This window comes from Bradyrhizobium sp. USDA 4532 (assembly GCF_024171315.1).
Lineage (GTDB): Bacteria > Pseudomonadota > Alphaproteobacteria > Rhizobiales > Xanthobacteraceae > Bradyrhizobium > Bradyrhizobium australafricanum.
In genome coordinates, this window is record NZ_JALJZN010000001.1 from 383,467 (window position 1) to 402,768 (window position 19,302).

Annotated in this window: 20 protein-coding genes; 10 read left to right on the forward strand and 10 right to left on the reverse strand. The window is 62.9% G+C overall.

What is annotated here, in order from left to right:
* Positions 1 to 73 precede the first annotated feature (73 nt).
* Together J2R76_RS01755 and J2R76_RS01760 are read right to left on the reverse strand one after the other, a co-directional pair.
* Positions 74 to 1,258: a GNAT family N-acetyltransferase gene (locus J2R76_RS01755; RefSeq protein ID WP_253623709.1), complete on the reverse strand. Its 1,185-nt coding sequence runs from the start codon at positions 1,256 to 1,258 to the stop codon at positions 74 to 76.
* Positions 1,259 to 1,430: 172 nt separating this feature from the next.
* On the reverse strand, positions 1,431 to 1,883 hold the full coding sequence (locus J2R76_RS01760) for a hypothetical protein (protein ID WP_253623710.1): 453 nt from the start codon (positions 1,881 to 1,883) through the stop codon (positions 1,431 to 1,433).
* Between the two features lie 159 nt (positions 1,884 to 2,042).
* Between J2R76_RS01760 and J2R76_RS01765 the strand changes: the two genes are divergently transcribed.
* The 3 genes from J2R76_RS01765 (at position 2,043) to J2R76_RS01775 (ending at position 5,933) form a co-directional block, all read left to right on the forward strand.
* Positions 2,043 to 2,270, forward strand: coding sequence for a hypothetical protein (locus tag J2R76_RS01765; RefSeq protein WP_016848541.1), 228 nt, complete (start codon positions 2,043 to 2,045; stop codon positions 2,268 to 2,270).
* Between the two features lie 118 nt (positions 2,271 to 2,388).
* Positions 2,389 to 3,837 (forward strand): caspase family protein, encoded by a 1,449-nt coding sequence (locus tag J2R76_RS01770; RefSeq protein WP_253623711.1) that lies wholly within the window; start codon positions 2,389 to 2,391, stop codon positions 3,835 to 3,837.
* 71 nt (positions 3,838 to 3,908) lie between these two features.
* Complete coding sequence (locus J2R76_RS01775; RefSeq protein WP_253623712.1) at positions 3,909 to 5,933, forward strand: pyrroloquinoline quinone-dependent dehydrogenase; 2,025 nt, start codon at positions 3,909 to 3,911, stop codon at positions 5,931 to 5,933.
* 464 nt (positions 5,934 to 6,397) lie between these two features.
* Here J2R76_RS01775 and J2R76_RS01780 read toward each other — a convergent pair whose 3' ends face one another.
* On the reverse strand, positions 6,398 to 8,896 hold the full coding sequence (locus tag J2R76_RS01780; protein WP_253623713.1) for a hypothetical protein: 2,499 nt from the start codon (positions 8,894 to 8,896) through the stop codon (positions 6,398 to 6,400).
* A 1,186-nt stretch (positions 8,897 to 10,082) separates the two neighbouring features.
* Between J2R76_RS01780 and J2R76_RS01785 the strand changes: the two genes are divergently transcribed.
* Positions 10,083 to 10,376 carry an HdeA/HdeB family chaperone gene (locus J2R76_RS01785; protein ID WP_057018455.1) on the forward strand — a complete coding sequence of 98 codons (294 nt, stop codon included), beginning with the start codon at positions 10,083 to 10,085 and terminating at the stop codon, positions 10,374 to 10,376.
* Positions 10,377 to 10,764: 388 nt separating this feature from the next.
* Here J2R76_RS01785 and J2R76_RS01790 read toward each other — a convergent pair whose 3' ends face one another.
* Both J2R76_RS01790 and J2R76_RS01795 read right to left on the reverse strand, forming a co-directional pair.
* On the reverse strand, positions 10,765 to 11,226 hold the full coding sequence (locus J2R76_RS01790) for a PaaI family thioesterase (RefSeq protein WP_057018362.1): 462 nt from the start codon (positions 11,224 to 11,226) through the stop codon (positions 10,765 to 10,767).
* 38 nt (positions 11,227 to 11,264) lie between these two features.
* A complete protein-coding gene (locus tag J2R76_RS01795; RefSeq protein WP_253623714.1) occupies positions 11,265 to 12,740 on the reverse strand; it encodes an amidase in 1,476 nt (491 codons plus the stop codon).
* A gap of 262 nt (positions 12,741 to 13,002) precedes the next feature.
* On the opposite strand from J2R76_RS01795, the gene J2R76_RS01800 reads away from it, so the two are divergent.
* The 3 genes from J2R76_RS01800 (at position 13,003) to J2R76_RS01810 (ending at position 13,943) form a co-directional block, all read left to right on the forward strand.
* Complete coding sequence (locus J2R76_RS01800) at positions 13,003 to 13,134, forward strand: hypothetical protein (RefSeq protein ID WP_057018364.1); 132 nt, start codon at positions 13,003 to 13,005, stop codon at positions 13,132 to 13,134.
* Positions 13,135 to 13,310: 176 nt separating this feature from the next.
* Positions 13,311 to 13,613, forward strand: a complete 303-nt coding sequence (locus J2R76_RS01805; RefSeq protein WP_076828393.1) for a hypothetical protein — start codon at positions 13,311 to 13,313, stop codon at positions 13,611 to 13,613.
* Positions 13,614 to 13,712: 99 nt separating this feature from the next.
* Entirely contained in the window at positions 13,713 to 13,943 is a 231-nt protein-coding gene (locus tag J2R76_RS01810; RefSeq protein ID WP_016848527.1) for a hypothetical protein, read from the forward strand.
* Between the two features lie 110 nt (positions 13,944 to 14,053).
* On the opposite strand, the gene J2R76_RS01815 is transcribed toward J2R76_RS01810, so the two are convergent.
* The 3 genes from J2R76_RS01815 to J2R76_RS01825 form a co-directional block, all read right to left on the reverse strand.
* Positions 14,054 to 14,257 (reverse strand): hypothetical protein, encoded by a 204-nt coding sequence (locus J2R76_RS01815; protein ID WP_253625984.1) that lies wholly within the window; start codon positions 14,255 to 14,257, stop codon positions 14,054 to 14,056.
* Positions 14,258 to 15,289: 1,032 nt separating this feature from the next.
* Positions 15,290 to 15,529: a hypothetical protein gene (locus J2R76_RS01820; RefSeq protein ID WP_028337110.1), complete on the reverse strand. Its 240-nt coding sequence runs from the start codon at positions 15,527 to 15,529 to the stop codon at positions 15,290 to 15,292.
* 700 nt (positions 15,530 to 16,229) lie between these two features.
* On the reverse strand, positions 16,230 to 16,466 hold the full coding sequence (locus tag J2R76_RS01825) for a hypothetical protein (RefSeq protein ID WP_063790118.1): 237 nt from the start codon (positions 16,464 to 16,466) through the stop codon (positions 16,230 to 16,232).
* Positions 16,467 to 16,895: 429 nt separating this feature from the next.
* Between J2R76_RS01825 and J2R76_RS01830 the strand changes: the two genes are divergently transcribed.
* A complete protein-coding gene (locus tag J2R76_RS01830; protein ID WP_253623715.1) occupies positions 16,896 to 17,177 on the forward strand; it encodes a hypothetical protein in 282 nt (93 codons plus the stop codon).
* On the opposite strand, the gene J2R76_RS01835 is transcribed toward J2R76_RS01830, so the two are convergent.
* Both J2R76_RS01835 and J2R76_RS01840 read right to left on the reverse strand, forming a co-directional pair.
* Complete coding sequence (locus J2R76_RS01835; RefSeq protein WP_253623716.1) at positions 17,174 to 17,770, reverse strand: hypothetical protein; 597 nt, start codon at positions 17,768 to 17,770, stop codon at positions 17,174 to 17,176. The two genes, J2R76_RS01830 and J2R76_RS01835, sit on opposite strands and share 4 nt — an antisense overlap.
* Before the next feature lie 72 nt (positions 17,771 to 17,842).
* Positions 17,843 to 18,181: a hypothetical protein gene (locus J2R76_RS01840; protein WP_375166476.1), complete on the reverse strand. Its 339-nt coding sequence runs from the start codon at positions 18,179 to 18,181 to the stop codon at positions 17,843 to 17,845.
* An 89-nt stretch (positions 18,182 to 18,270) separates the two neighbouring features.
* Between J2R76_RS01840 and J2R76_RS01845 the strand changes: the two genes are divergently transcribed.
* Together J2R76_RS01845 and J2R76_RS01850 are read left to right on the forward strand one after the other, a co-directional pair.
* Complete coding sequence (locus J2R76_RS01845; protein WP_253623717.1) at positions 18,271 to 18,522, forward strand: hypothetical protein; 252 nt, start codon at positions 18,271 to 18,273, stop codon at positions 18,520 to 18,522.
* Between the two features lie 20 nt (positions 18,523 to 18,542).
* Positions 18,543 to 18,764: a hypothetical protein gene (locus tag J2R76_RS01850; protein ID WP_253623718.1), complete on the forward strand. Its 222-nt coding sequence runs from the start codon at positions 18,543 to 18,545 to the stop codon at positions 18,762 to 18,764.
* Positions 18,765 to 19,302 lie beyond the last annotated feature (538 nt).

Consider the following 19,302-nt stretch of genomic DNA (forward strand, 5'->3'; position numbering starts at 1 on the left):
GCTGACACCAACCTGACGGCAGCAGTCACTTGTTTCCCGATGTGTCTGCATGCCTACGAAAGGGTAAACCGCATTATCCGGGCTTGCCGCGCCGGCTGCGGATGAAGCGGACGGCGCCGCGCGCCGCTTCGTAGGCGAGTTTGTTCAGGGTTAGCGCGGCGTGAATGGCCGGCACCAGCGGATCGCGGCGCCGCAGCGGCAGCAAGACGTCGCCGATCGCGAAGCGGCCGCGCCAGATCGGGTCGATCATGGGGTGGCCCGGTGCCGCGGTGGAATCGGCCGAATTGATCGCGGGATCGGCGCAGAGATGGCGCGTCAGCTCCAGCGTCAACTGCGTGCCGGGCGAATGTTTCGCAAAGCGCTCGTCGACGCCGATCTTGAAGAAGAAGGCGCGGTCCTGGTGACGCACCACGATGCCGCCCGCGACCGGCGTGTCGCCCGCATGCAGCGTGATGATCTCGCAGCGGCCGGCTTCGGCCATCGTCGACGTCGCGCGGCGGATGAAGGCCGCATCGCCGGCATGCTGGCTCAGCGCCGTGCCGCGCTTTCCCTTCCAGCCACCGGCTTCGAGGACAAGGAAAGTCTCGAGCGCCGTCGCAACCTCGCGCGGCGTGCGAGCGACATCCAAGCGCACCGCGCCGTGGTCGGACAGGCGATGATGCTGGCGGCGCAGCTCCTTCAGCTTCTTGGGCCCGAGCGCGTCGCGCAACAATTCGTCGGCATCGCGCGTCGCATCCAGCTGGGCGCGCTGATAGGCGCTCACTATGCGCGGCTGCAACCCGTCTCGGGCCAGCACCGCGCGGATCGCCGCCATGGCCGGGCCCTCGAGCGACATGGTGCGCAGGATCAGCGCATGCGCGCCCGCATTGCGCGCCTGCCGCAGCATCTTGCCCACCGCTTCCTCGGCGGCGTCGCGGTCGAGCAGCGGCGTGCACAGCGTGCCATAAGGTTCGGCGCCGACCAAAGCGGGCAGGGGAATCCGGTAGATCCGCCGCATCGGAACGACCGGCAACAGCCCGATCAGTTGCCCGGCATCGCCGGCGGCACTGAGCAGCGCCGCGCCGGTGCGGCCGCGCGCGGAGGCATCGACCGCCAATTCCCAGTCCGCCTGATAGTAGCCATTGGCCTCGACCGCGCGCGCGGCAAGCGCGCGCCATGCATTGAGCGGCGCGGCCGACAGCGGCGGCAAGGTGCGATCGTCCGTGGCATCCTTGCGCGATGCACGGTGGATCATTGCCCGGTCAGCAATATCGGCCACGTCCCTGTTTCCCCACTCCGCGAAGCTGATTGGCCTTGCGTTCGTCAGGGCAACGCTAGCGGAAAGAAATGGAAAATGCCGTTGAGGCCACCGCGCAATTTGAACGGTCGTGTTAACGGACCGTTCAGCATACCCGGTGCGCAGCGGCTTGGCCGGCTCGCCGGTTCAAGCGCTAGGGTTTGGTGGTCCGTTGCGCTTCCACCGCAACGGTGCTCTCGACGGGCTCGTAAGTCTCCGTCACGCAATTGTCGTCGGCCCCGACCTGCCGGCGATCGAAGATCGAGCCTTCATTGATGAAGACGCGATAGGTCTGCGTCCCCAGCGGCTTGCCGATTACCGATGTCAGCTCGGCGCGTACGCATGCCGTCCAGCCGGTGCCGCGCGGGTCGTGCAGCGGGGCGGAGACCCGCACATGGGTCGGCTGTGAACCGGCCGTGAACACCGAATCCAGCTTGCCCGCGACCAGCCGTTTGACGTCCGGAGGCATCTCGAGCGGCGCCGGCTCGGCGGCCTTGACCTTCAAGGCCTCCGGCCACACCGCGTGGCTGTCCGCCAGCCCGCAGCCACTCAATATTAAGGCGACGCCGGCCAGCAGCGCCGCCAGATGTACTTGTCCCTGTCCCATTCAGCGCATTTAATGTGCCGCCGTCAGGATTGCGCCCCCTGGTGGCGCTGAATTCGCGTGAGGCGGCGCTTTGTCGATCAACAAATGTCGAGCGACAAGTTATCGTTGGGGTAGAGGTATTACCGGATGTTGCTGCGGCGGCGGGGGAGACAGACTGACATGAAACGCTTCACGGTTGCTGCCGTCATCCTGGCGCTGCTCGCGACACCCACCCTGGCCCAGGGCCGGCGAGGGGGCGGTGGAGGCGATACGAAGACGGAGCAGAAGCCCAAGGTCGACGAGAAGGCCTACAAGGCCGCGCTCGATCGGATCCCCGAGCCCAAGGAGAAATACGATCCCTGGGGTGTCACCAAGCCGGCAGCGGATCCGGCCAAGAAGCCGAAATAGCCGGGCTCACGACTCGGCAGCCATTCGACCGTCGTCGGTCGGCAGTACATTGCCGCACGGCATGAACCTTGGCCTGACGGCCTCCGACCCATCTTCGATATCATTGCCGGAGGCCGCCATGCTTCGCCGTTCGTTCCTCAGCCTCATCGTTCCGGCAGCGATCCTGCTCGGCGCCGTGCCGGCGTCGGCGGAAAACCGGCTGGCGCTGGTGATTGGGCAGTCGGCCTACAAGTCGGTGCCCGCGCTGCCGAATCCGGCCAACGACGCCAGGGCAGTGTCGCAGATGCTGACCGATGCCGGGTTTGCGGTGACGGCCGCATCGGACCTGTCGCAGGACGAGATGCGCGCACGGCTCAGCGATTTCGCGGGCCAGGTGGCGGCGAAAGGCGCCGATACCGTGGCGCTGGTGTTTTATGCCGGGCATGGCCTGCAGATCGACGGCGAGAACTATCTGGTGCCGGTCGATGTCGATCCGAAGCGCGAGGCTGATATCCCGATCCAGGCGGTTCGGCTCAACGACGTCCTGAATACGCTCACCTCAGTTCCGAGTCGGATGCGCATCGTGCTGCTCGATGCCTGCCGCAACAATCCATTCCCGGAACTCAGCAAGACCGCGGGGCGCGGGCTCGCCATCGTCGATGCCAGGGTCGGCGCGCCCGGCACGTTCGTGTCGTTCTCGACCTCGCCGGGAGCGGAAGCCGAGGACGGCAGCGGTGCCAACAGCCCCTACACCACCGCGTTGCTGGCCTCGGCCAAGGAGCCGGGCATCCCGATCGAGGACACCTTCAAGCGCGTTCGCCTGGCGGTGAACAGGGCAACTGACGGCCGCCAGACGCCGTGGGACTCGTCCTCGCTCACCGACGACTTCCGTTTCATGGCGGGTGCGGCGGCATCGCCCGCAGCGACGTCGCCGCCGGCCGCGGCCAAACGCACCGTCGACGAATGGAAGCGCGAGTTGCAGGGCAAGCCGATCGAGGCCGCGAACGAACTGATGGTGGTCGATGGCTCCGACGAATCCTATGAGGCCTTCGCCGCGATCTTCGCCGGCACGCCGCGTGGCCTGCAGGCGCGCGACTGGCTCGACCGGCATCGCCGCATGGTGGCGTGGAATAACGCTGTTCTCGCCAACACGGCCGCGGCCTATCGCGGTTTCCTCGCGCAATATCCTGACACCGACCTGACAGCGACCGCGCGCAAGATGATCGAACGGCTGCGCTACCGTCCCGATCCGGCGCCCGCCGTCGCGCTCAGCGTGCCCGCGACCAGCGTCGCGCTGGCGGCACCGACCTGTCCCTGCAACGCGGCGCCGCCGCAACAGCCGCTGCAGCAGAGGGCCAACGTGCCGGTGAAAAAGCGTGCCGATCCCGATCCGCCGCGGCGCGCGGGCAAGCGCCCGCCGCGCGTCGTCGTTGAGGACGACGTCGTGGTGGTGCGCCGTCCGCCTCCAACCGTGGTCTACGAGCCTGCCGGACCGCCGATCGGAATCGGAATCGGGATCGGCATCGGCGGCGGCGGTGGTGGTTATCGCGGCAACTACGGCGGCGGCTATCGCCGGGGTGGATACTGACGCGACGATCGCGTAAATGCTTTCCCGCATGAGATGCGGCGCCCGGTGATCGCATCCTGGGGGAGGACGCGATGCGGTCGCTGTTTTGCCTGCTTGCCGCGCTGCTGCTGTGTGGTCAGCCGGCGCGCGCCTGGGAGTATTGGGGCGGCGACCGCGGCGGACAACGCTTCTCGCCGCTGACGCAGATCACATCGGACAATGTCGGCAAGCTGCTGCGCGGCTGGGAATTCCGCACCGGCGATCTCGATACTCGCCCGCCCGAGGTCATGAAGCGCACCAAGTTCGAGGTGACGCCGCTGTTCGTCGAGGACAGCCTGATCCTCTGCACGCCGTTCAACGAAGTGATCGCGCTCGATCCCGGCACCGGTGCGCAGAAATGGCGTTTCGATCCGAAGATCAGCATGGCGCAACGGCCGGCCAATCGCTTTGTCTGCCGCGGCGTCGCGTACTGGACGGATGATCGCGCGGCGGAAGGCGCCGCCTGCAAGTCACGCATCTTCACCGGCACCAACGACAGGCGCCTGATCGCGCTCGACGCCAGAACCGGCAAGCCTTGCGCCGATTTCGGCAACGGTGGCGAGATCAAGATCGACGTTGGCATGAAGCTGGAATGGCCGGGCGAGTTTCAGATCACGTCGGCGCCGGTGACGGGACGCGGCGTGGTCGTGGTCGGGTCCGCGATCGGCGACAACCGGCGGGTCGACGCGCCGCTCGGCGCGGTGCGCGCCTTCGATGCGCGAACCGGACAGCCGCGCTGGAGCTTCGATCCGCTCGTGCACAATGGCGTCGAGGCCGGCCACAGCAATGTCTGGGCGCCGATGTCGGTGGACGAGGAGCGCGGCCTGGTGTTCCTGCCGACGACTTCGCCCAGTCCGGACTTCTGGGGCGGCAAGCGCCCCGGCAATGACGAGCACGCCAATTCCGTGGTCGCGCTGCGGATCGAAACCGGCGAACTCGCATGGGCATTCCAGACCGTGCATCACGACGTCTGGGACTACGACCTGCCGGCGCAGCCGACGCTGGCGCGGATCGACACCGTCGATGGTCAGCGCGACGTCGTGATCCAGCCGACCAAGCAGGGCTTTGTGTTCGTGCTCGATCGCGACACCGGCAAGCCGGTGTGGCCGGTCGAGGAGCGCGCGGTGCCGCAGAACGGTGCCGTGGGCGAGAGGCTGTCGCCGACGCAGCCGTTCCCGACCCATGTGCCGCCGCTGCTGACGCAGCGGATGAGGGCCGATGATGTCGCCGGCCTGCTGCCGGGCACCGGGAGCTCGGCTTGCGAGACGCTGCTCGCGCAATCCCGTAATGAGGGCCTTTACACGCCGCCGTCGACGCAAGGCACCGTGATCTATCCGATGACAGGCGGCGGGGTGAACTGGGGCGGCGCGGCGTTCGATCCGGTCAATCAGCTCCTCTACGCCAATGTCAGTCATGCGGCGCACATCGTCACACTGATTCCGCGCGACCAGGCCAAGGGCTTCAATCCGCCGCCGGGTCATGAATTCGGCCAGCAGGAAGGGGCGCCGTTCGCGATGTCGCGGGCGCTGGCGAAGTCGGCGGTCGGGTCGCCCTGCAACAAGCCGCCATGGGGCGAGACGGTGGCGGTCGATCTCAAGGCCGGCAAGATCCTCTGGCATTCGTCGGTCGGCACCAGCGAGGATCTCGCGCCGCTCGGCATCGCGCTCAATACCGGCACGCCGCTGGTCAACGGCGTCGCGATCACCGCGGGCGGCCTGGTGTTCACCGGCGCGATGGATGCCTATCTGCGCGCGTTCGATGCCAGGTCGGGAAAGCAGCTGTGGCTCGGCCGGCTTCCGGTGCCGGGCGTCGCCAATCCGATGACCTATCTCTGGAAGGGCGAGCAGTACGTCGTGATCGGCGCCGGCGGCCATTCCGAAGCCGGCACCTCAATCGGCGATAGCGTGGTGGCGTTTCGCCTGCCGCGTCAGGGCGAGGGGGCATCGTTGTGGACCCGCCTGATCGATCGGCCCGGCGGGCGGTTCACCGCCAAGGCTGTGGCCGCCGGTCTCGTGCTCGTCGCCCTCGTTGCGCTGTTCTGGCGCTGGCGGCGGAGCCGCTGCTCGCGATCCGCTTAGGTGCTCGCTGCCGCAGGTGCGCGCCGCCAAAATATCGAAAACAACCCCATGCAAAGGTGCCGGCAGCTGCCGGCGTACGAAAAGCAACTTGACACGTCGGGCAACTCAGGGTTACTTTTCTACTATTCCGAAATGGTGCAAGCGTCGCCTCGCTCCGCTAAAGCGCGATGAAGTCAGGTTGAATCGGCCTGGCGGCATTCGCTGCATCTCCTCCCGCAACCGGAGAGGGAGCGCAGGTTGTTCGCGGATGCAATTGAACCTGGGGCGTGGACCCGTAAATCCGGGACATCGCTTCCGAGACGAAATGCGGACACGCCGCGCAGACCGCGGGGATGTCACCTTGCGGACCAACTTCGCCGCCTCCGATTGGTCCGGCGTTGGGTGCAGTCCGGACTTCTCATCAACGATCCTCGATCGCCACATTTGACCCATCTCGGACATTCGGTAGGGTTGCCGCGGGTCGGTTACCGGCTTCTCGCACGAGCGTTCGCGCGCCATCGTTCGGGGAGGCTCTGCGGCGAGGCGGCCGGTTTCCACTGCAGGGACACGACCCAGTTGTCGAAGACCGTGTTGAAGCTCCCGGACTGGTACGAGAAGTTCTCGCCCGCCGGCCAAAAGTAGCCGGCATCGGCTGCGTAGGTGAAGAGCGTCCAGGTATGGGGTTTCTTCCAGAACGCGTTGCCGCCGTCCGGGTCCCCGTCGAGGGCGCTGAAGTCGAGGAAGAGCCAGAGAGGTGCATTCTTGGTGCCGAGGTTCGTATCCGGCGAGTTGAACTGCAGCGCGTTCCAGTAGATCCCCGGTCCGGCTCCGGGATCAGCATCGTCCACGAGCTTCTGCAGCCGCCAATAGAAGCTCGCGTCGCCGGTCATAGTGGTCTCGCCGGTGAACGTGATTAGGCCAGCCTGCGGGCCTGACTGGATGATGCCGCTGATCGAGGTGGTCCCGCTGATTGTTCCGCTCCCTTGTAGCATGCCGCCGGGAGCAGGCGAATCGGTGCCGGTCGCTGCAATGGTGACCGGGCCCGAGACCGTCCCACCGTTCATGAACAGTGTGCCCGACTCGCCGACAACAACCGTGCCGGTCACCGTGCCGGCGACCTCCAGCGTCGCCGCGTAGGATACCAGCACCTCGCCGGCACCCGTTGCTGATCCACCGGTACCGCCGGCAATCAGCGTACCCCCATTGACCCTGATCAGACCGGAAAGCGTGCCGCTGCTGTCTGCACTCAGGGTCAGCGTGCCGGGACCGAAGATCGTCAGGCCCGCCGATCCCTCGATGGCGGCTGCGATCTGCGAACTACCGCCGGTAGCATTGGTGTAGATCAGGCCTTCTGCCGCGCCGAACGAAAGGCTCGCAGTAGCGATGCTGCCGCCGTTCATGATGAGGCCCGCGGCGTCGCCGCTCGCCTGGCTTCCGACCAGAATGCTCGCATCGCCGCCCGTAATCGCCCCGCCGTTCACTTCGAGCGCCGCCACCTGCGGCACACCGCCGCTCTCGACCGCCTGACTGTCGACGACCTCGTAGACGGCATCGGCCGGAACGTCGTTGATGCTGACATCCGTCGACGACACCGTCGCCGCGCTCGCGAAGCCCCCGGAGGGCGAATAGGTCAGGAACTTGCCCGAGCTGGCCGCGTCGTCGTCCTCTCCGAGAATGTAGGGAGCGACGATCCCGTTCATAATGATGGGCAGGTTTGCTCCCGTTCCTGCCACGAACACCTGTTGCGTCAGCCCAAGCTGGGCCATGCCGCCGCCCGGCACGATAACAAGCGTTCCGCCGGAGTTGCGGACAATGTTCGTCAGGGTACCGTCGTCATTGCCCCCGATTACGACGCGATAGTTGCCGCTTCCGGAAAGTTGCAAGGCGCCTCCCGTAGAGCCGATGACGAACGTCGCCAGAGATCCCGAGGCGATCTGCACATCGACCGTCGCGCCGTCCGAACGAAGCTCGAGTATTCCGCCGTTCGTCACCGTCACTCTGAAGCTGCCAAATGGTGTGCCCGATGTCCGGGTACTTGCCAGCGTCCCCGCGCCTACGGTGTTGTGTCCTATCAGCTGGTTCGTGTTGGTGAGCAGGAGCGTGCCTTCGCCGTATTTGTGCAGGCCGCCCAGCCCGGAGATCGGCGCGACGACGGTCAGCGTGCCACCGTTCGTGTTGATGACCTTAGGCTGGTTGATCGTCCAGGTGCTGGGTTCATATCCGGATGTCGAGGGCAGCGCCGACTGCGAGATCGCCCAAGCTTGCCCCTGCCAGAGCACGGCGTAGACGCCCCACCCGGTGAGCGCGTCGGTGACGACCTGGCTGTAGTCTTCGGAGGGTAGCGGCAGATTTTCCAGCGTCCATCCGCTGGGCATCTGCGCGATCTGGACGGTCTGCGGATTGCTAGACGGGAGGTTGGGTACGTTCTCGAACGAGGCGGGGAAAGCGTTGTTGATGGTGATCGTGTCGCCCGTCAGGTTCACCGTGAGCGGCGCGAGGACATGGCCGCCGTCATTTTCCATGTATTCCTTCGTCGTCTGGGAAACGGAATACCAGCCAACCGCGAAATTGGCCAAGACGATCGTCTGCGGACTCTCGGACACGTTCGGGGCCAACTGATCGGCGAGCCACGCGAGGTCCGGATTAGAAGTGCTCGCCAAATTATAGAGATCAGGCCCGATTCCGCAGGCCGACAGATAGTCGGCCATCCCGCTCGTCATGCCGTCCACGAAGCTGCCGCTCTCGCTCGACGTCCGCATCAAGCCCGCGACCACTCTTTCCAGGTTGATCGCCACGGGGTCGTCCTCGCCGTTGTAGACCACAGGAGCAACCTGCGTGAAGCCGTTTGCCGACAGCCAGTAAAGGCCCATGACCATCGACGTCGGGCCGCAATAGGCTTCACCGTCCCCGGGCAGGCTCTGCCCGAAGGGCCCGAAATCGGTCTGGATGATCGAAGGCGTGCTCTTGATGGGGTCTTTCCACATGGGGCTGATCCATTCCTGTCCGACAAGGCCATGGTACGCGCTTGAGCCGCAGGTTAATGTCCCGTTAATTGCGAGACACAACTTGTGAATACTTTAGCGTGTCGATACACTCAAAGAGTGTAGAGCGGAATCTTGAAGGTACGCAAGCTGGGTCTCCAGCTTGGCCGGCAGGGACGGCTTAGGAGTTCAAGCGCGGGCGCCGAGCGGCAGCATGTTCATCGTGGGTGGCGCATATCTGCCACCAGCGGCGATGTCCTGCGGCAGGGCATGATACCAGATGGTGTCGCGGCCGGTCCGTGTAACGCGAACGTCTACTTCTGAGGCGTGCTGCGAATCCTGGAAGTGGCAAGTTTGAGATATGGCGACCGGCTCTGAAGATGTCCGTTCATTGGGGTAGACCGGAAGTACCCGACTGATTGCTAAAACGGCGCCTTTGACCCGAAGCGGACTATCAATGTTTGACGCGCTCGATAGCTAGCGACTGGAGAAGCGAGATGTCGCTCATTTTATGCCTACTCGCCATTGTGCTAATCGGCATTGCCGGATGGGGTTTCATGTCCGTCATGAGCGAGCTGGGAAAGTGGTATCCCCAAGAGCCGGTGGATACGATTTCCCGCAGGTTCGAGGTTGATGGCTTCGTCTGGAGCTCCCGCGCTCCGCGCGCACTGCGCCGCCGGTTTGTTGTGACACAGGCGTGCGCAATCCCTGCGTTTCTGTGCTTGGCGGCACTTGTTTGGCTGAATGAGACAAGCCCTAATGTCCGTGTCTGGGGGACGATAGCATTCTGTTCTATGTCACTTTTCCTTGCCGGCTCTCTTACCTGGAAGGTCATTCGGCGCGGAGTGTGATCGCGCCATTTTTGAACCGCAGGACTGGTATTGGGCCCTGAGCGGACATTCACCACAGCATCGCCGGTATCGGCTTTTGAGAGCGACACCGACCTCGCTATCCCCGCTCGCATACACTGGATTCTCGACTACACGCCCTGTTCTCATCACGCTTTAGCGCGGGCGCCGTCGCAAATCAGAAACACGAATTCTCAATCCGTGCAGCGAAGCGATGTGCGGACTGATTTGCGCGATGCCGTGCTTGCGTTCGTCGCGACGCTTCGCTTACGAGGTCGCGAGCGGAGCCGCCGGGCTTCCGGCGACCTGTTCATTCCAAATCATTGCCCATGGAGATTGCGATGAAGATCACTGCCTCGATCATGCTCGCCGCCGCGCTCGCTCTGTCGTCGGCACCGGCCAGCGCCACCGTCCTCGATCTCTCGACCATGACCTGCAAACAGTTCGTCGAAGGTGGCGACGACACCATCAAGATGGTGCTGGTCTGGATGGACGGCTGGTACAAGGGCGACTCCGACGAGGCGATCATCGACACCGACGTGTTCACCGAGAACGCCAAGAAGTTCGGCACCTTTTGCGGAAAGAATCCGACCATCAGCATCGTCAACGCGGCGGAGGCCGTGCTCGGCAAGTAAATCTTGCAGCGTGATTGGCCTGAACCCTCATGGTGAGGAGCGCGGAACGCGTGTCTCTGTACGATGCTTCGCATCGCCAGGCGAACCGTGAGGCCGGGCTGGTAGCCTCGTCCTTCGAGACGCCTGCTGCGCAAGCTCCTCAGGATGACGGGATTGAAGGCGGGACAACATGTCCGACGTCGTCCCTGCGAAAGCAAGGCGAAAGCAGGGACCCATAACCACAGGATTCAATTGTTGAGGAAGGCTGTGGCCGCAGCCCTGCGCAACATGGTCTTCGGTGGTTATGGGTCCCGGCTTTCGCCGGGACGACACTGAATGTTTAGTGCCGCTCCTCCGCCATACATTCACATCCTTCAGGATGAGATAGACCGGCCATGATGCGAGGGGCCTATCCCGGCAGCATCGCGAACGCGCTCGACACCATCGCCACCGGCTTGTTGTCGGTGGCAGAAGATAGCGTGACGCGGCCGAAGCTCATGGTGCGGCCGAGCCGGACCACGCGGGCGTCGGCCAGCACGTCGGACGCCGTCACCGCGCGCATGAAATGCGTGGTCTGGTCGACCGTCGTCATCGGCCGGTAGCCCTTGTTGGCCGCGAGGTTGGCGAGCACCATCGCGGTGTCGGCGAACGCCATCAGCGCCTGGCCGCAGACGATGCCGCCATTGCGGCACAGTCGCTCGGAAAACGGCATGCGCAGGATGGCGCCGGGCTGCCAGTCGGCATCGCCGGCAGGCGGCGTGATGTCGAACTGCTCGACCGCCAGATTGAGGTCCTGCACCCATGGCGCAAAGACGTCGCCGAGCACGCGTTTCGCGTCGTCGATCCCGAATTCCCCGGCTTGCTGCTGCATGACGTCCCGTTCCCTCTGTTGATGTTATCTATCTTGTTCTAGTTGCGCGTGACATGCACGGCCGGCGTGTTGCCCGCATTCCACTTGCCGTCGATCGCCCGTTCGATCTGGGCGGCGAGCTGCAGCAACAGCCCGTCACTCGCTTGCTTTCCGATCGCCTGAATGCCGAGCGGCAGGCCGTGCTCGTTGGTCGCGAGCGGCAGCGAGATCGCGGGGATGCCGCAGAGATTGGCGAGCGGCGTGAAGGCGAAGTTGCGCCAGAGATTGCCGAACCAGTCCAGCACCGACGGATTGTCGCTGATGGTGAGATATTCCGTGGTGCCGACCTTCGGCGTCGGCAGTGCCGTGATCGGCGTCAGGATGATGTCCCAGTCCTCGAAGAAGGCGCCGAAGCCGCGCGAGGTGGTGTTGAAGACGGCCTGCATGCGTGCGCGATCGGCGAAGCTGAAGTCGCGGCCATGCTCCCAGATGCGGATGTTGATCGGCTCGATCAGCTCCGCCGGCGGCCGCTCCAGCCCGCGCGCGGCGAGCATGTTGCCGATCACGACGGCGAAATTGCCGATGTAGCAGGTGGTCTGTGCCGCGAAGGCATCCCGGTAGTCGATCGACGGCAATGCGTAATCGACCTGATGGCCGAGGCCTTCGAGGAAGCGGCCGACCCGTTCGAGTTCGGCTGTGATGTGCGGCGTCGCGCGATAGTCGCCCCAGGTGTGCGACAGCGCGATTCTGAGCCGGCCGGGGTCGCGCGCGATCATCGCGGCATATGGCTCGGGCGAGGTCCAGAACGGCATGAACTCGCCGGGCGCAGGTCCCCGGCAGGCATCGACGAAGCCAGCGGTGTCGCGCACCGTGCGCGACTGGCAGCCCTGGATCGAGACCAGCCCGGTGAGATCGGACAGATGCGGCGCGAGCGAGAACACGCCGCGCGAGACTTTCAGGCCGATATTGCCGTTGACCCCGGCGGGAATGCGGATCGAGCCGCCGCCGTCGGTCGCATGCGCGATTGGCACCGCACCGGCGGCGACCATCGCCGCGCTGCCTGCCGACGAGCCGCAGGTGGTGTAGTCGGTGTTCCAGGGATTGCGCGTGACATAGACCGCGGGATTTTCCGCCGAGCTGCAGACCCCGAACTCCGGCGTCGTGGTGCGGCCGATCAAATTGAGCCCGGCCTTGCGCATCTTCGCGGTCAGGAAGGTATCCGCCGCGGCGCGATTGCCGCGCATCATCAGCGAGCCCATCTCCTGCAGCCGTCCCTTCAGGGTCGGGCCGAGGTCCTTCATCAGGAAGGGCAGGCCGGCGAACGGGCCGTCGAGGTCGGCGCCGTCGCGCGCCGGATCGGCGATCACATCGTCGAACAGCTCGACGACTCCGGAGAGCGCGGGATCGACCTTGGTGACGGCGCTGGCTGCCTGCGACGCCAGCTCACGGGGCGTCAGCTCGCCGGACCTGACGCGCTCCGCGAGCGCCGTCCCGTCGTGCTGCGTCCACTCGTCCCAGCTCATCGCCAAAGTCATTTGATCGATTCCTTTTCTGCTTTGTTGCGCACTGTAATTTGCGCGGCCGCCCGGTCAAACCAGTGCGCGCCGGCAGCCCGTCCGACGCGTGCTCGCGCTCCGACGCGCACTGCGCTGCGCTCCGACGCGCACTGCGCTGCGCTCCGACGCGCACTGCGCTGCGCTCCGACGCGCACTGCGCTGCGCTGCAAGCGCCGTGCCCGGCTTGAAAATGCCCCAGTTTCGGCGCCCAGTCGCCTGCTCGCGAGTGGTGGGGGCGTACATGTTCCGCAGGTTGGTGGTGCTCGGCGGCGTGATTGCGATCGGACTTGCGCTCAGCGGTTGCACGCGCTGCGGTCCGATCTGGGACGACTGGATGCAGTCGCCGAAATCCTGCAAGTCAGACCATCTCTAGGGGCATGATCCGGAAAAGTGGAAACCGGTTTTCCGAAAAAGATCATGCTCAAACAAAGAGATGAGAACATGATGCGATTCCGCGGAAACGCATCATGTTCGGGGCCGGGGCAGGCGCGCTTGGCGACGGCTTTGTTGCGGTGATATACCGCCGACGAAAATGCAGGGAGTGTTCTTATGAGAGTTTTGAGCGCAGTTGCGGTTGCGGTGCTGCTGTCGGCGCCGGCCTATGCGCAGATGCCGAACGTCAACCTGATGCCTGAGGTCAAGACCAGGACCCAGGAGGAGAAGGAGCAGGACGCGGTCAGGGACAAGGCCTACAAGGACTCGCTCAGCAAGATTCCCGATGCCAAGGGATCGTCCGATCCCTGGGGCGTCGTGCGCAGCGATCCGCCGAAGGCGGCCGCCCATCCCGCCAAGCCGAAGACCAAGACCGGAAGCTCGGCGCAGCCGGGAAGCGCCGCGCCGCGTAGCCAGTAACGCCCGTTCGGGGCGACCTCGTCCGCCTCCCTCCGACTCGGATTCTCCCGCCGCCACCCCTATATTGGGGGTGTCGTCAATTGGTCCGGAGTTGCGGCAATGGTGTCTCGTCCGCGCGATCTCGCCAGCCGGATGGCCGAGCGGCGAAAGCCGGACGACGGCTATCTGCGCGAGACCTTCAGCCTGCCACGCGATCAGGCCCGCGTGAGGGCGCGTGACTTTCTCAAGCGCTACCCGAAGGCGGCCTATATGAGCGCCGTCGAGAGCTGGCGCGAGCTCCCCGGCGGCGACATCGAGTTCACGATGCGGCGGCTGGCCAGCGCGGACTGAAGCGTTTTCGAGCGAAGCGGGCGCCGGTTCGTGTGTTCTAATTTTAATTAGAACCGAAGCTCTGCAGGCCAGCGCGTCAGGGCACCGGGGCGTGCACGATAGACTGTGCCTCAGTCCCCATTGCTGCCGCGGGTCCGTTCCCGCCCCAGATTGTTCAGCTCGCGATCAATCCGCAGCTGCACGCGGCGGATCGCCAGAAGATCGAGCTTTGCTTCGGTCTTGCCCGTGAAGACGCGATCGCCGATCTGGAAGCGCCATTTCCAGACGCCGGCCATCAGCTGAGTGACGCTGAACTCGACGCCCCTGTGGATCATTTGTAACGGTTCTGCGATTGAAGGGCGGTCGTCGATATTTAAACTATTAGTTGTAGTAATGATCAGCACCCGTAAAAAGATCGTGTGAAAGGCCGCGCCCGTTCGGGCCGTCGTTGTGGATTCCGGAAAGGATTCGTCCGCCGGCAGCGTCGCCACGGAACGGTCGCCAGCCATGTTGCCTGCCCGGCGCCGCGCAATTCGCGTTGCTTGGAGCAGGCCAATGTTACGAACGCTGGCGGAACCCGAGTCTTCCGTCGAACGCTACGGAGTTTTTCCAGCGCTCAGGAGGGGTACGAAGGTAGTATGCAGATTGTGCCAGCCGTTATCGGACGCCATCGCGCCTGTCAGGTTAACTTGTTGATTATCAGGGGAACTTCGGGCGCAAGGCGCGTCGCATGGCCGGAACTTTGTTCTTGGCCGGAGAACTACGGAATTTTAAACGGCCCCAACAGGGGGCCGCCAACCCGTCCCGGAGGCGGGTTTTCCTCCAGCAGTCGGGGGGCTACCTGTCTGGCTGGGGGCCCCCAAATAAGGGCACTGCCGGGTCAATTGTTCCAGTAAAGATTCCGCGAGAACAGATCGCGACCCGCAGGAAATTATGGGGCCAGAACATCTGAGGGCCTTCTCAGTAGTCCTACCGAGAACATCGGCTAACCCTTGGTTACGACGGGGTTAAACCCAAGCCGGGCCACTCGAAAAATCAAAGCAGGCCACTGTGGATGGAAACAGGCCGGCACCGGTCTGTTGGTGCTGTCCTAGTTGGGACACTCGCTTGGGGAAATCAGGACACTCATTCACTTATGCAAATGCCCTTCCGCGCCATGGAGGTTCTAGCTTGAGGTGGGGGTGTCCAGAATCTTTCCCTACCCCACGGGCGCTCCTCGGCCTCAGCCTCCCTGTCGGGGTGCTGGGGCCGTTTGTTTATGTAGAAATCCAGTTCGGCTGGGGCCGCAACACTCGGAGTGGTCCCTGCCCAGTGGCGGCGCGGTGAGGCGGCCTCAGCGTTCGTTCCAACGCGCTGGGGCCGTTTCTTCAGGATACCTGATGCCGGCGCACTTCTCCGGCCGCCATGTTGAGAATTGGGATGTGATCGGCGGCCAGCTGTCGCTGAATGAGGCTAACAGCCCATCCCTCCGGGATTGCATCCAGCACTCGGTCAACGGCTTCTTCGCGCGAGGTCGCGGCGAGCCAGATTTGGACCTCGCCGTCATCGGTCGTCACTCGGACTAGATGAACCTCGGTCGCCTGTTGCATGAGCAATAAAAGCGGCATCGAGGGAATCGTTTCAAAAATCTTCGCTTAAGTTAAGCCTGGAACCGCAATTAGGGCGCTATCGCTGACATGCCTACTTTAATGCGGACACGAAGACCGTGGCGCAAGCTCTCTGTATGTTCAGGCTCAGTCACCACGACGGCGTCGAGTACGGCTTCATGGCGTTGGCGGCGATATCGTTCGTAGCGCTCATCGTAGGTATAGGCGCCCTGTTTATGTGATGAGCCTGTCATCTCATGGATGATCCAACCGCCTTGGCCTCAGCGTGTACCCCCTCGCTGGGGCCGTTCTTTGGGCCAAGAAAAATCCCGGCTCGCGCCGGGCTTCATAGTTCAAGCTGACCTGCGAGATAGCGCCGCTTCTCGACTGCCGCGATGTCGAGAGCCTTTCAGCACCTCATTCACGCGACCGGGATTCACGTCATATGTCGCAGCGATCCGACGGGAAGGGCCTGTAATGAAAGAGGCCGCCAAGTGAGGCGGCCGCTTTCTCACATGAATATTGCAATCGCAGCGATAGCAATGGGGCACAGCCCCAGCACCACAATGCTCGCCCTAAAAAGTAGGTCACTGGTCATGACGCAACCTCTGCGTGAGATTGGAATCTAACTCGGGATGACCACCAAAACAAAGTGCAGTTTGTGCCACGCTAGGAAATTAATCGTGCGCTAGATGAGAATAGGCCGTCAACTGAGGTGGCCCTACTCTCCCAGCTCTCTGCGGATTCGGTCGCGGTGCTGAACGTGCAAAACCTGGCATGAGTAGAAGTTATCCAGAAGCTTCTTCGCTTCCGCTAGATCGTGCCCGTGATTGGCAAGGTGCTCGATCAGTCCCTCTTGCTCGGCAATGTGTCGTTCGCCTTGGGCAATATGCCGCTCGGCTTGCTCCAGATGGCGAAGCTGCATCTCGCGGTGCGCTATTGTGGAATGGTTCGGCATGGCCGCGCTCCCTTCCTATGCAGGCGGGAGCGCTGTTGGTCTCTCAGCCACCGACGCCTACGGGCAAAGCCTTGGCCGGTGATGGTGCTATCGTATCACGTTCCGTTGCCCCCGGTTCGTTCTCTCAAGATTAAATTCCGTGATCTCGGTCAAAGGCGGGACGGGGATAGAACATCCGATGGGGCGCCTCGGTAGTCCTACTGAGAACATCGGCCAAGCTACGGTTTCCGTTCGCTTAATCGGAATTAGGACACTCTCAAAATCAAATGAGGATACGGGGGTTTAAAGACGGACAGCACCGGTCTGCTGGTACTGGCCGAAACAGGCCACTCGCCAGAACAAAACAGGCCACTGACCCCTTCCGTAGTTTTACTGACTCCAACTACCAGAAGTCGAGCCTACTTGTGGACTCTACCACATGGAGGAAGCATGTCTCGGGTTACTGAGGATGAAGTTGCCAAGGCCGCCGAAGCGATTTTGAAGTCCAGCGCTACCGGACGGGCCACGATCAAGGAACTGATTGCCGAAATTCCAAACCAGATCGTTCTTTCAGAAGAAGACTTAAAGCAAAGCGAAACGCGCCCCAACGAAGCCGTTTGGGAGCAGCAGGTGCGTAATATCACCTCTCACAAAGCGTCTCCCGGCAACGCGATCTACGAAGGACGACTTGTACAAATCCCGGGCGGACTCGCGCTCCCCGGGAAAGACTAAGCAAACTTCGCCTTATAGCCGGGCTTGAACCATTTCAATTCGGTTCTGCCCGGCGCGTCCTTGTCCCAGACGAACCAAGCATACGCTGTCGTGCCGCTACCTTTCGGCTCTACGCCGCTTGGGTAGAAGGTAATGCGCTCGCTGAAAACCCAAACGCGCGCGGGCGGGATTTTGGCGAAAATTGTATTTGCGCGATTAGCCCCTTCAAGGAAGGCAAGGCGCAGAAGCAGCGCGAACTTTCTATTCGAGTGTTTGACGCCACTCGCAACAAATCCCTCAGCGCAATTGTACGGCGGATTGGTCACGATATTGTCGGCGGACCACTGAGGCGCGAGGAAATCAAATCCGGCTTCTCCATAGCCGCGATCGTACAGATCGGAGCTGCGAACGGATTGCCCTGTCTGCTCCAGCACCTTAGACATGCTGCCATCGCCGCACGCGCTTTCCCAAATGTCGCCGCTGAATTTCTCGTTGTCGATAAGGGCAAATGTCGCCCACTGTGGCGTTGGAAAAAAATCAGGTCCGCTGAGATCAGCGAACCTCTTCATTGTAGGCTTGAACCCACCATTCAAATTGTACGTGGCGTCCGCCATGCGAATCTCCTTGCTGACCGCAGAGTAACAGAATCATTGATTCAGCAAGAGTTTTTGGTGAGTCATTTTGACTCACCGCTTTCCTCCCTCGATTACTACGAACTTCCGACGCCGGTCCGGAGGCGTCTCCGTGGGCAGCGCGGGAGCCACAGAGAGCGCAGCGTCCACAAGCCGCGCAATGCTCCACGCCTTCTCGGTGACGCCCAGCGCCTTCGCTGGCGTCGTGCGCAGGGCTTCATGGGTGCGGCAGAGATTATAGTGGCAGACGTACAGCGCGACGGCCGCGATATGGTTCTCCAAGTTCTTTGAAAAGCCATTGGTGAGGCGAGTGAACCGGCGCGACGACATGCGCAGCGAAAGGTTTTGCCGCTCAACGTAACTCGTCGAGACGTTCTGATCCGGGGCCGCCAACTGAGGCGGCCTCAGCGCCTCTTGATCTGCGTCAAGTTCCGCAGCGGCATGTCAGATTAACAGTCCTCCACGAGCTAGGAGGATCGACCATGAAATCCGGCATCGCATTGCTTGCTCTGGTTCTGGCTGCGCTTCCGGCTATAGCTCAGCAGCAAGAGAAGCCGAAGCGGCTTATTGATGAGCATCGCCCCGGTGTGACGTATGAAGATTGCGTCGCGAGGTGCGATGCATGCATGGGCCACAGAAACGAGGCGTGCATCGCTAATTACTGCCGTGGCTATGAGCGCCGAAAGCCCGGTGCAAAGCCGTTGCCGATTGTGTGCCCGAGCTACGGCGGCTAACCAAAAGATGGGGATATTCCATGGGTCGCTGTCTGGTTATCGTTGCTGTGATCGGCTTGTTCACTTCGTCCGCCAACGCCATGACCATGGAGGAGTGCCGGGCGCAGTACAAAGCGGAATACAACCACCCCGCAAAGAAAAAGGGGATCGGTATCGATTGGCATGGCTATCAAACCAAGCGCTGCGGTATTGACCCGAACGCTAGCGTGCCAGCGCCGAAAGACGCTCCAAAGCCTCACTGATTTCAAACTGAGGCGAGGCTCAGTGCAGGCGCTCGCGAAGCTTCTTTATGATTTCGCGAAGGTCTTTGGCATACTCCTCGATGATGCGCCGAGCCTCCTCTAAACGCGTGGGGCGCTTTGGCTCCTCCTCAGGCTTGACGGGTTCCTTCATGCCCGGAGGGTTGAGCCGGGCCAGGTGCGGCCGATTGAGTTAGATCAAGGGCACCTCTAATCCCGCCATTTGGCCCTCTTTTTCCGCCTCCGCGCGGAACTTCGTTCCCCCACGGAGAACACCCGGTAACACTCGTCCGCTGGGGATAGCGAACACTTGGCGGACCATAACCATTGCTATGGTGAGAACATCCACCGCGCGGTTCAGTAGTCCTACCGAGAACATCGGCTAACCCTTGGTTGAGGCGGGGTTAAACCCAAACTAGGCCACTCCAAAAATCAAAGCAGGCCACTAGGGATGGAAACAGGCCAGCACCGGTCTGCTCGAAAGAACATATTGCGAACTTAGAACAAACGTGGTACGAGGTTCCAATCAACAACGCATTTC

Coding starts and splice junctions, on each gene's coding strand:
- J2R76_RS01775 (WP_253623712.1), top strand. CDS start 3,909: ATGCGGTCGCTGTTTTGCCTGCTTGCCGCGCTGCTGCTGTGTGGTCAG.
- J2R76_RS01825 (WP_063790118.1), bottom strand. CDS start 16,466: ATGCCGAACCATTCCACAATAGCGCACCGCGAGATGCAGCTTCGCCAT.
- J2R76_RS01850 (WP_253623718.1), top strand. CDS start 18,543: ATGGGTCGCTGTCTGGTTATCGTTGCTGTGATCGGCTTGTTCACTTCG.
- J2R76_RS01805 (WP_076828393.1), top strand. CDS start 13,311: ATGAGAGTTTTGAGCGCAGTTGCGGTTGCGGTGCTGCTGTCGGCGCCG.
- J2R76_RS01790 (WP_057018362.1), bottom strand. CDS start 11,226: ATGCAGCAGCAAGCCGGGGAATTCGGGATCGACGACGCGAAACGCGTG.
- J2R76_RS01765 (WP_016848541.1), top strand. CDS start 2,043: ATGAAACGCTTCACGGTTGCTGCCGTCATCCTGGCGCTGCTCGCGACA.
- J2R76_RS01815 (WP_253625984.1), bottom strand. CDS start 14,257: ATGATCCACAGGGGCGTCGAGTTCAGCGTCACTCAGCTGATGGCCGGC.
- J2R76_RS01820 (WP_028337110.1), bottom strand. CDS start 15,529: ATGCCGCTTTTATTGCTCATGCAACAGGCGACCGAGGTTCATCTAGTC.
- J2R76_RS01785 (WP_057018455.1), top strand. CDS start 10,083: ATGAAGATCACTGCCTCGATCATGCTCGCCGCCGCGCTCGCTCTGTCG.
- J2R76_RS01835 (WP_253623716.1), bottom strand. CDS start 17,770: ATGGCGGACGCCACGTACAATTTGAATGGTGGGTTCAAGCCTACAATG.
- J2R76_RS01810 (WP_016848527.1), top strand. CDS start 13,713: ATGGTGTCTCGTCCGCGCGATCTCGCCAGCCGGATGGCCGAGCGGCGA.
- J2R76_RS01780 (WP_253623713.1), bottom strand. CDS start 8,896: ATGTGGAAAGACCCCATCAAGAGCACGCCTTCGATCATCCAGACCGAT.
- J2R76_RS01830 (WP_253623715.1), top strand. CDS start 16,896: ATGTCTCGGGTTACTGAGGATGAAGTTGCCAAGGCCGCCGAAGCGATT.
- J2R76_RS01760 (WP_253623710.1), bottom strand. CDS start 1,883: ATGGGACAGGGACAAGTACATCTGGCGGCGCTGCTGGCCGGCGTCGCC.
- J2R76_RS01795 (WP_253623714.1), bottom strand. CDS start 12,740: ATGACTTTGGCGATGAGCTGGGACGAGTGGACGCAGCACGACGGGACG.
- J2R76_RS01800 (WP_057018364.1), top strand. CDS start 13,003: ATGTTCCGCAGGTTGGTGGTGCTCGGCGGCGTGATTGCGATCGGACTT.
- J2R76_RS01845 (WP_253623717.1), top strand. CDS start 18,271: ATGAAATCCGGCATCGCATTGCTTGCTCTGGTTCTGGCTGCGCTTCCG.
- J2R76_RS01770 (WP_253623711.1), top strand. CDS start 2,389: ATGCTTCGCCGTTCGTTCCTCAGCCTCATCGTTCCGGCAGCGATCCTG.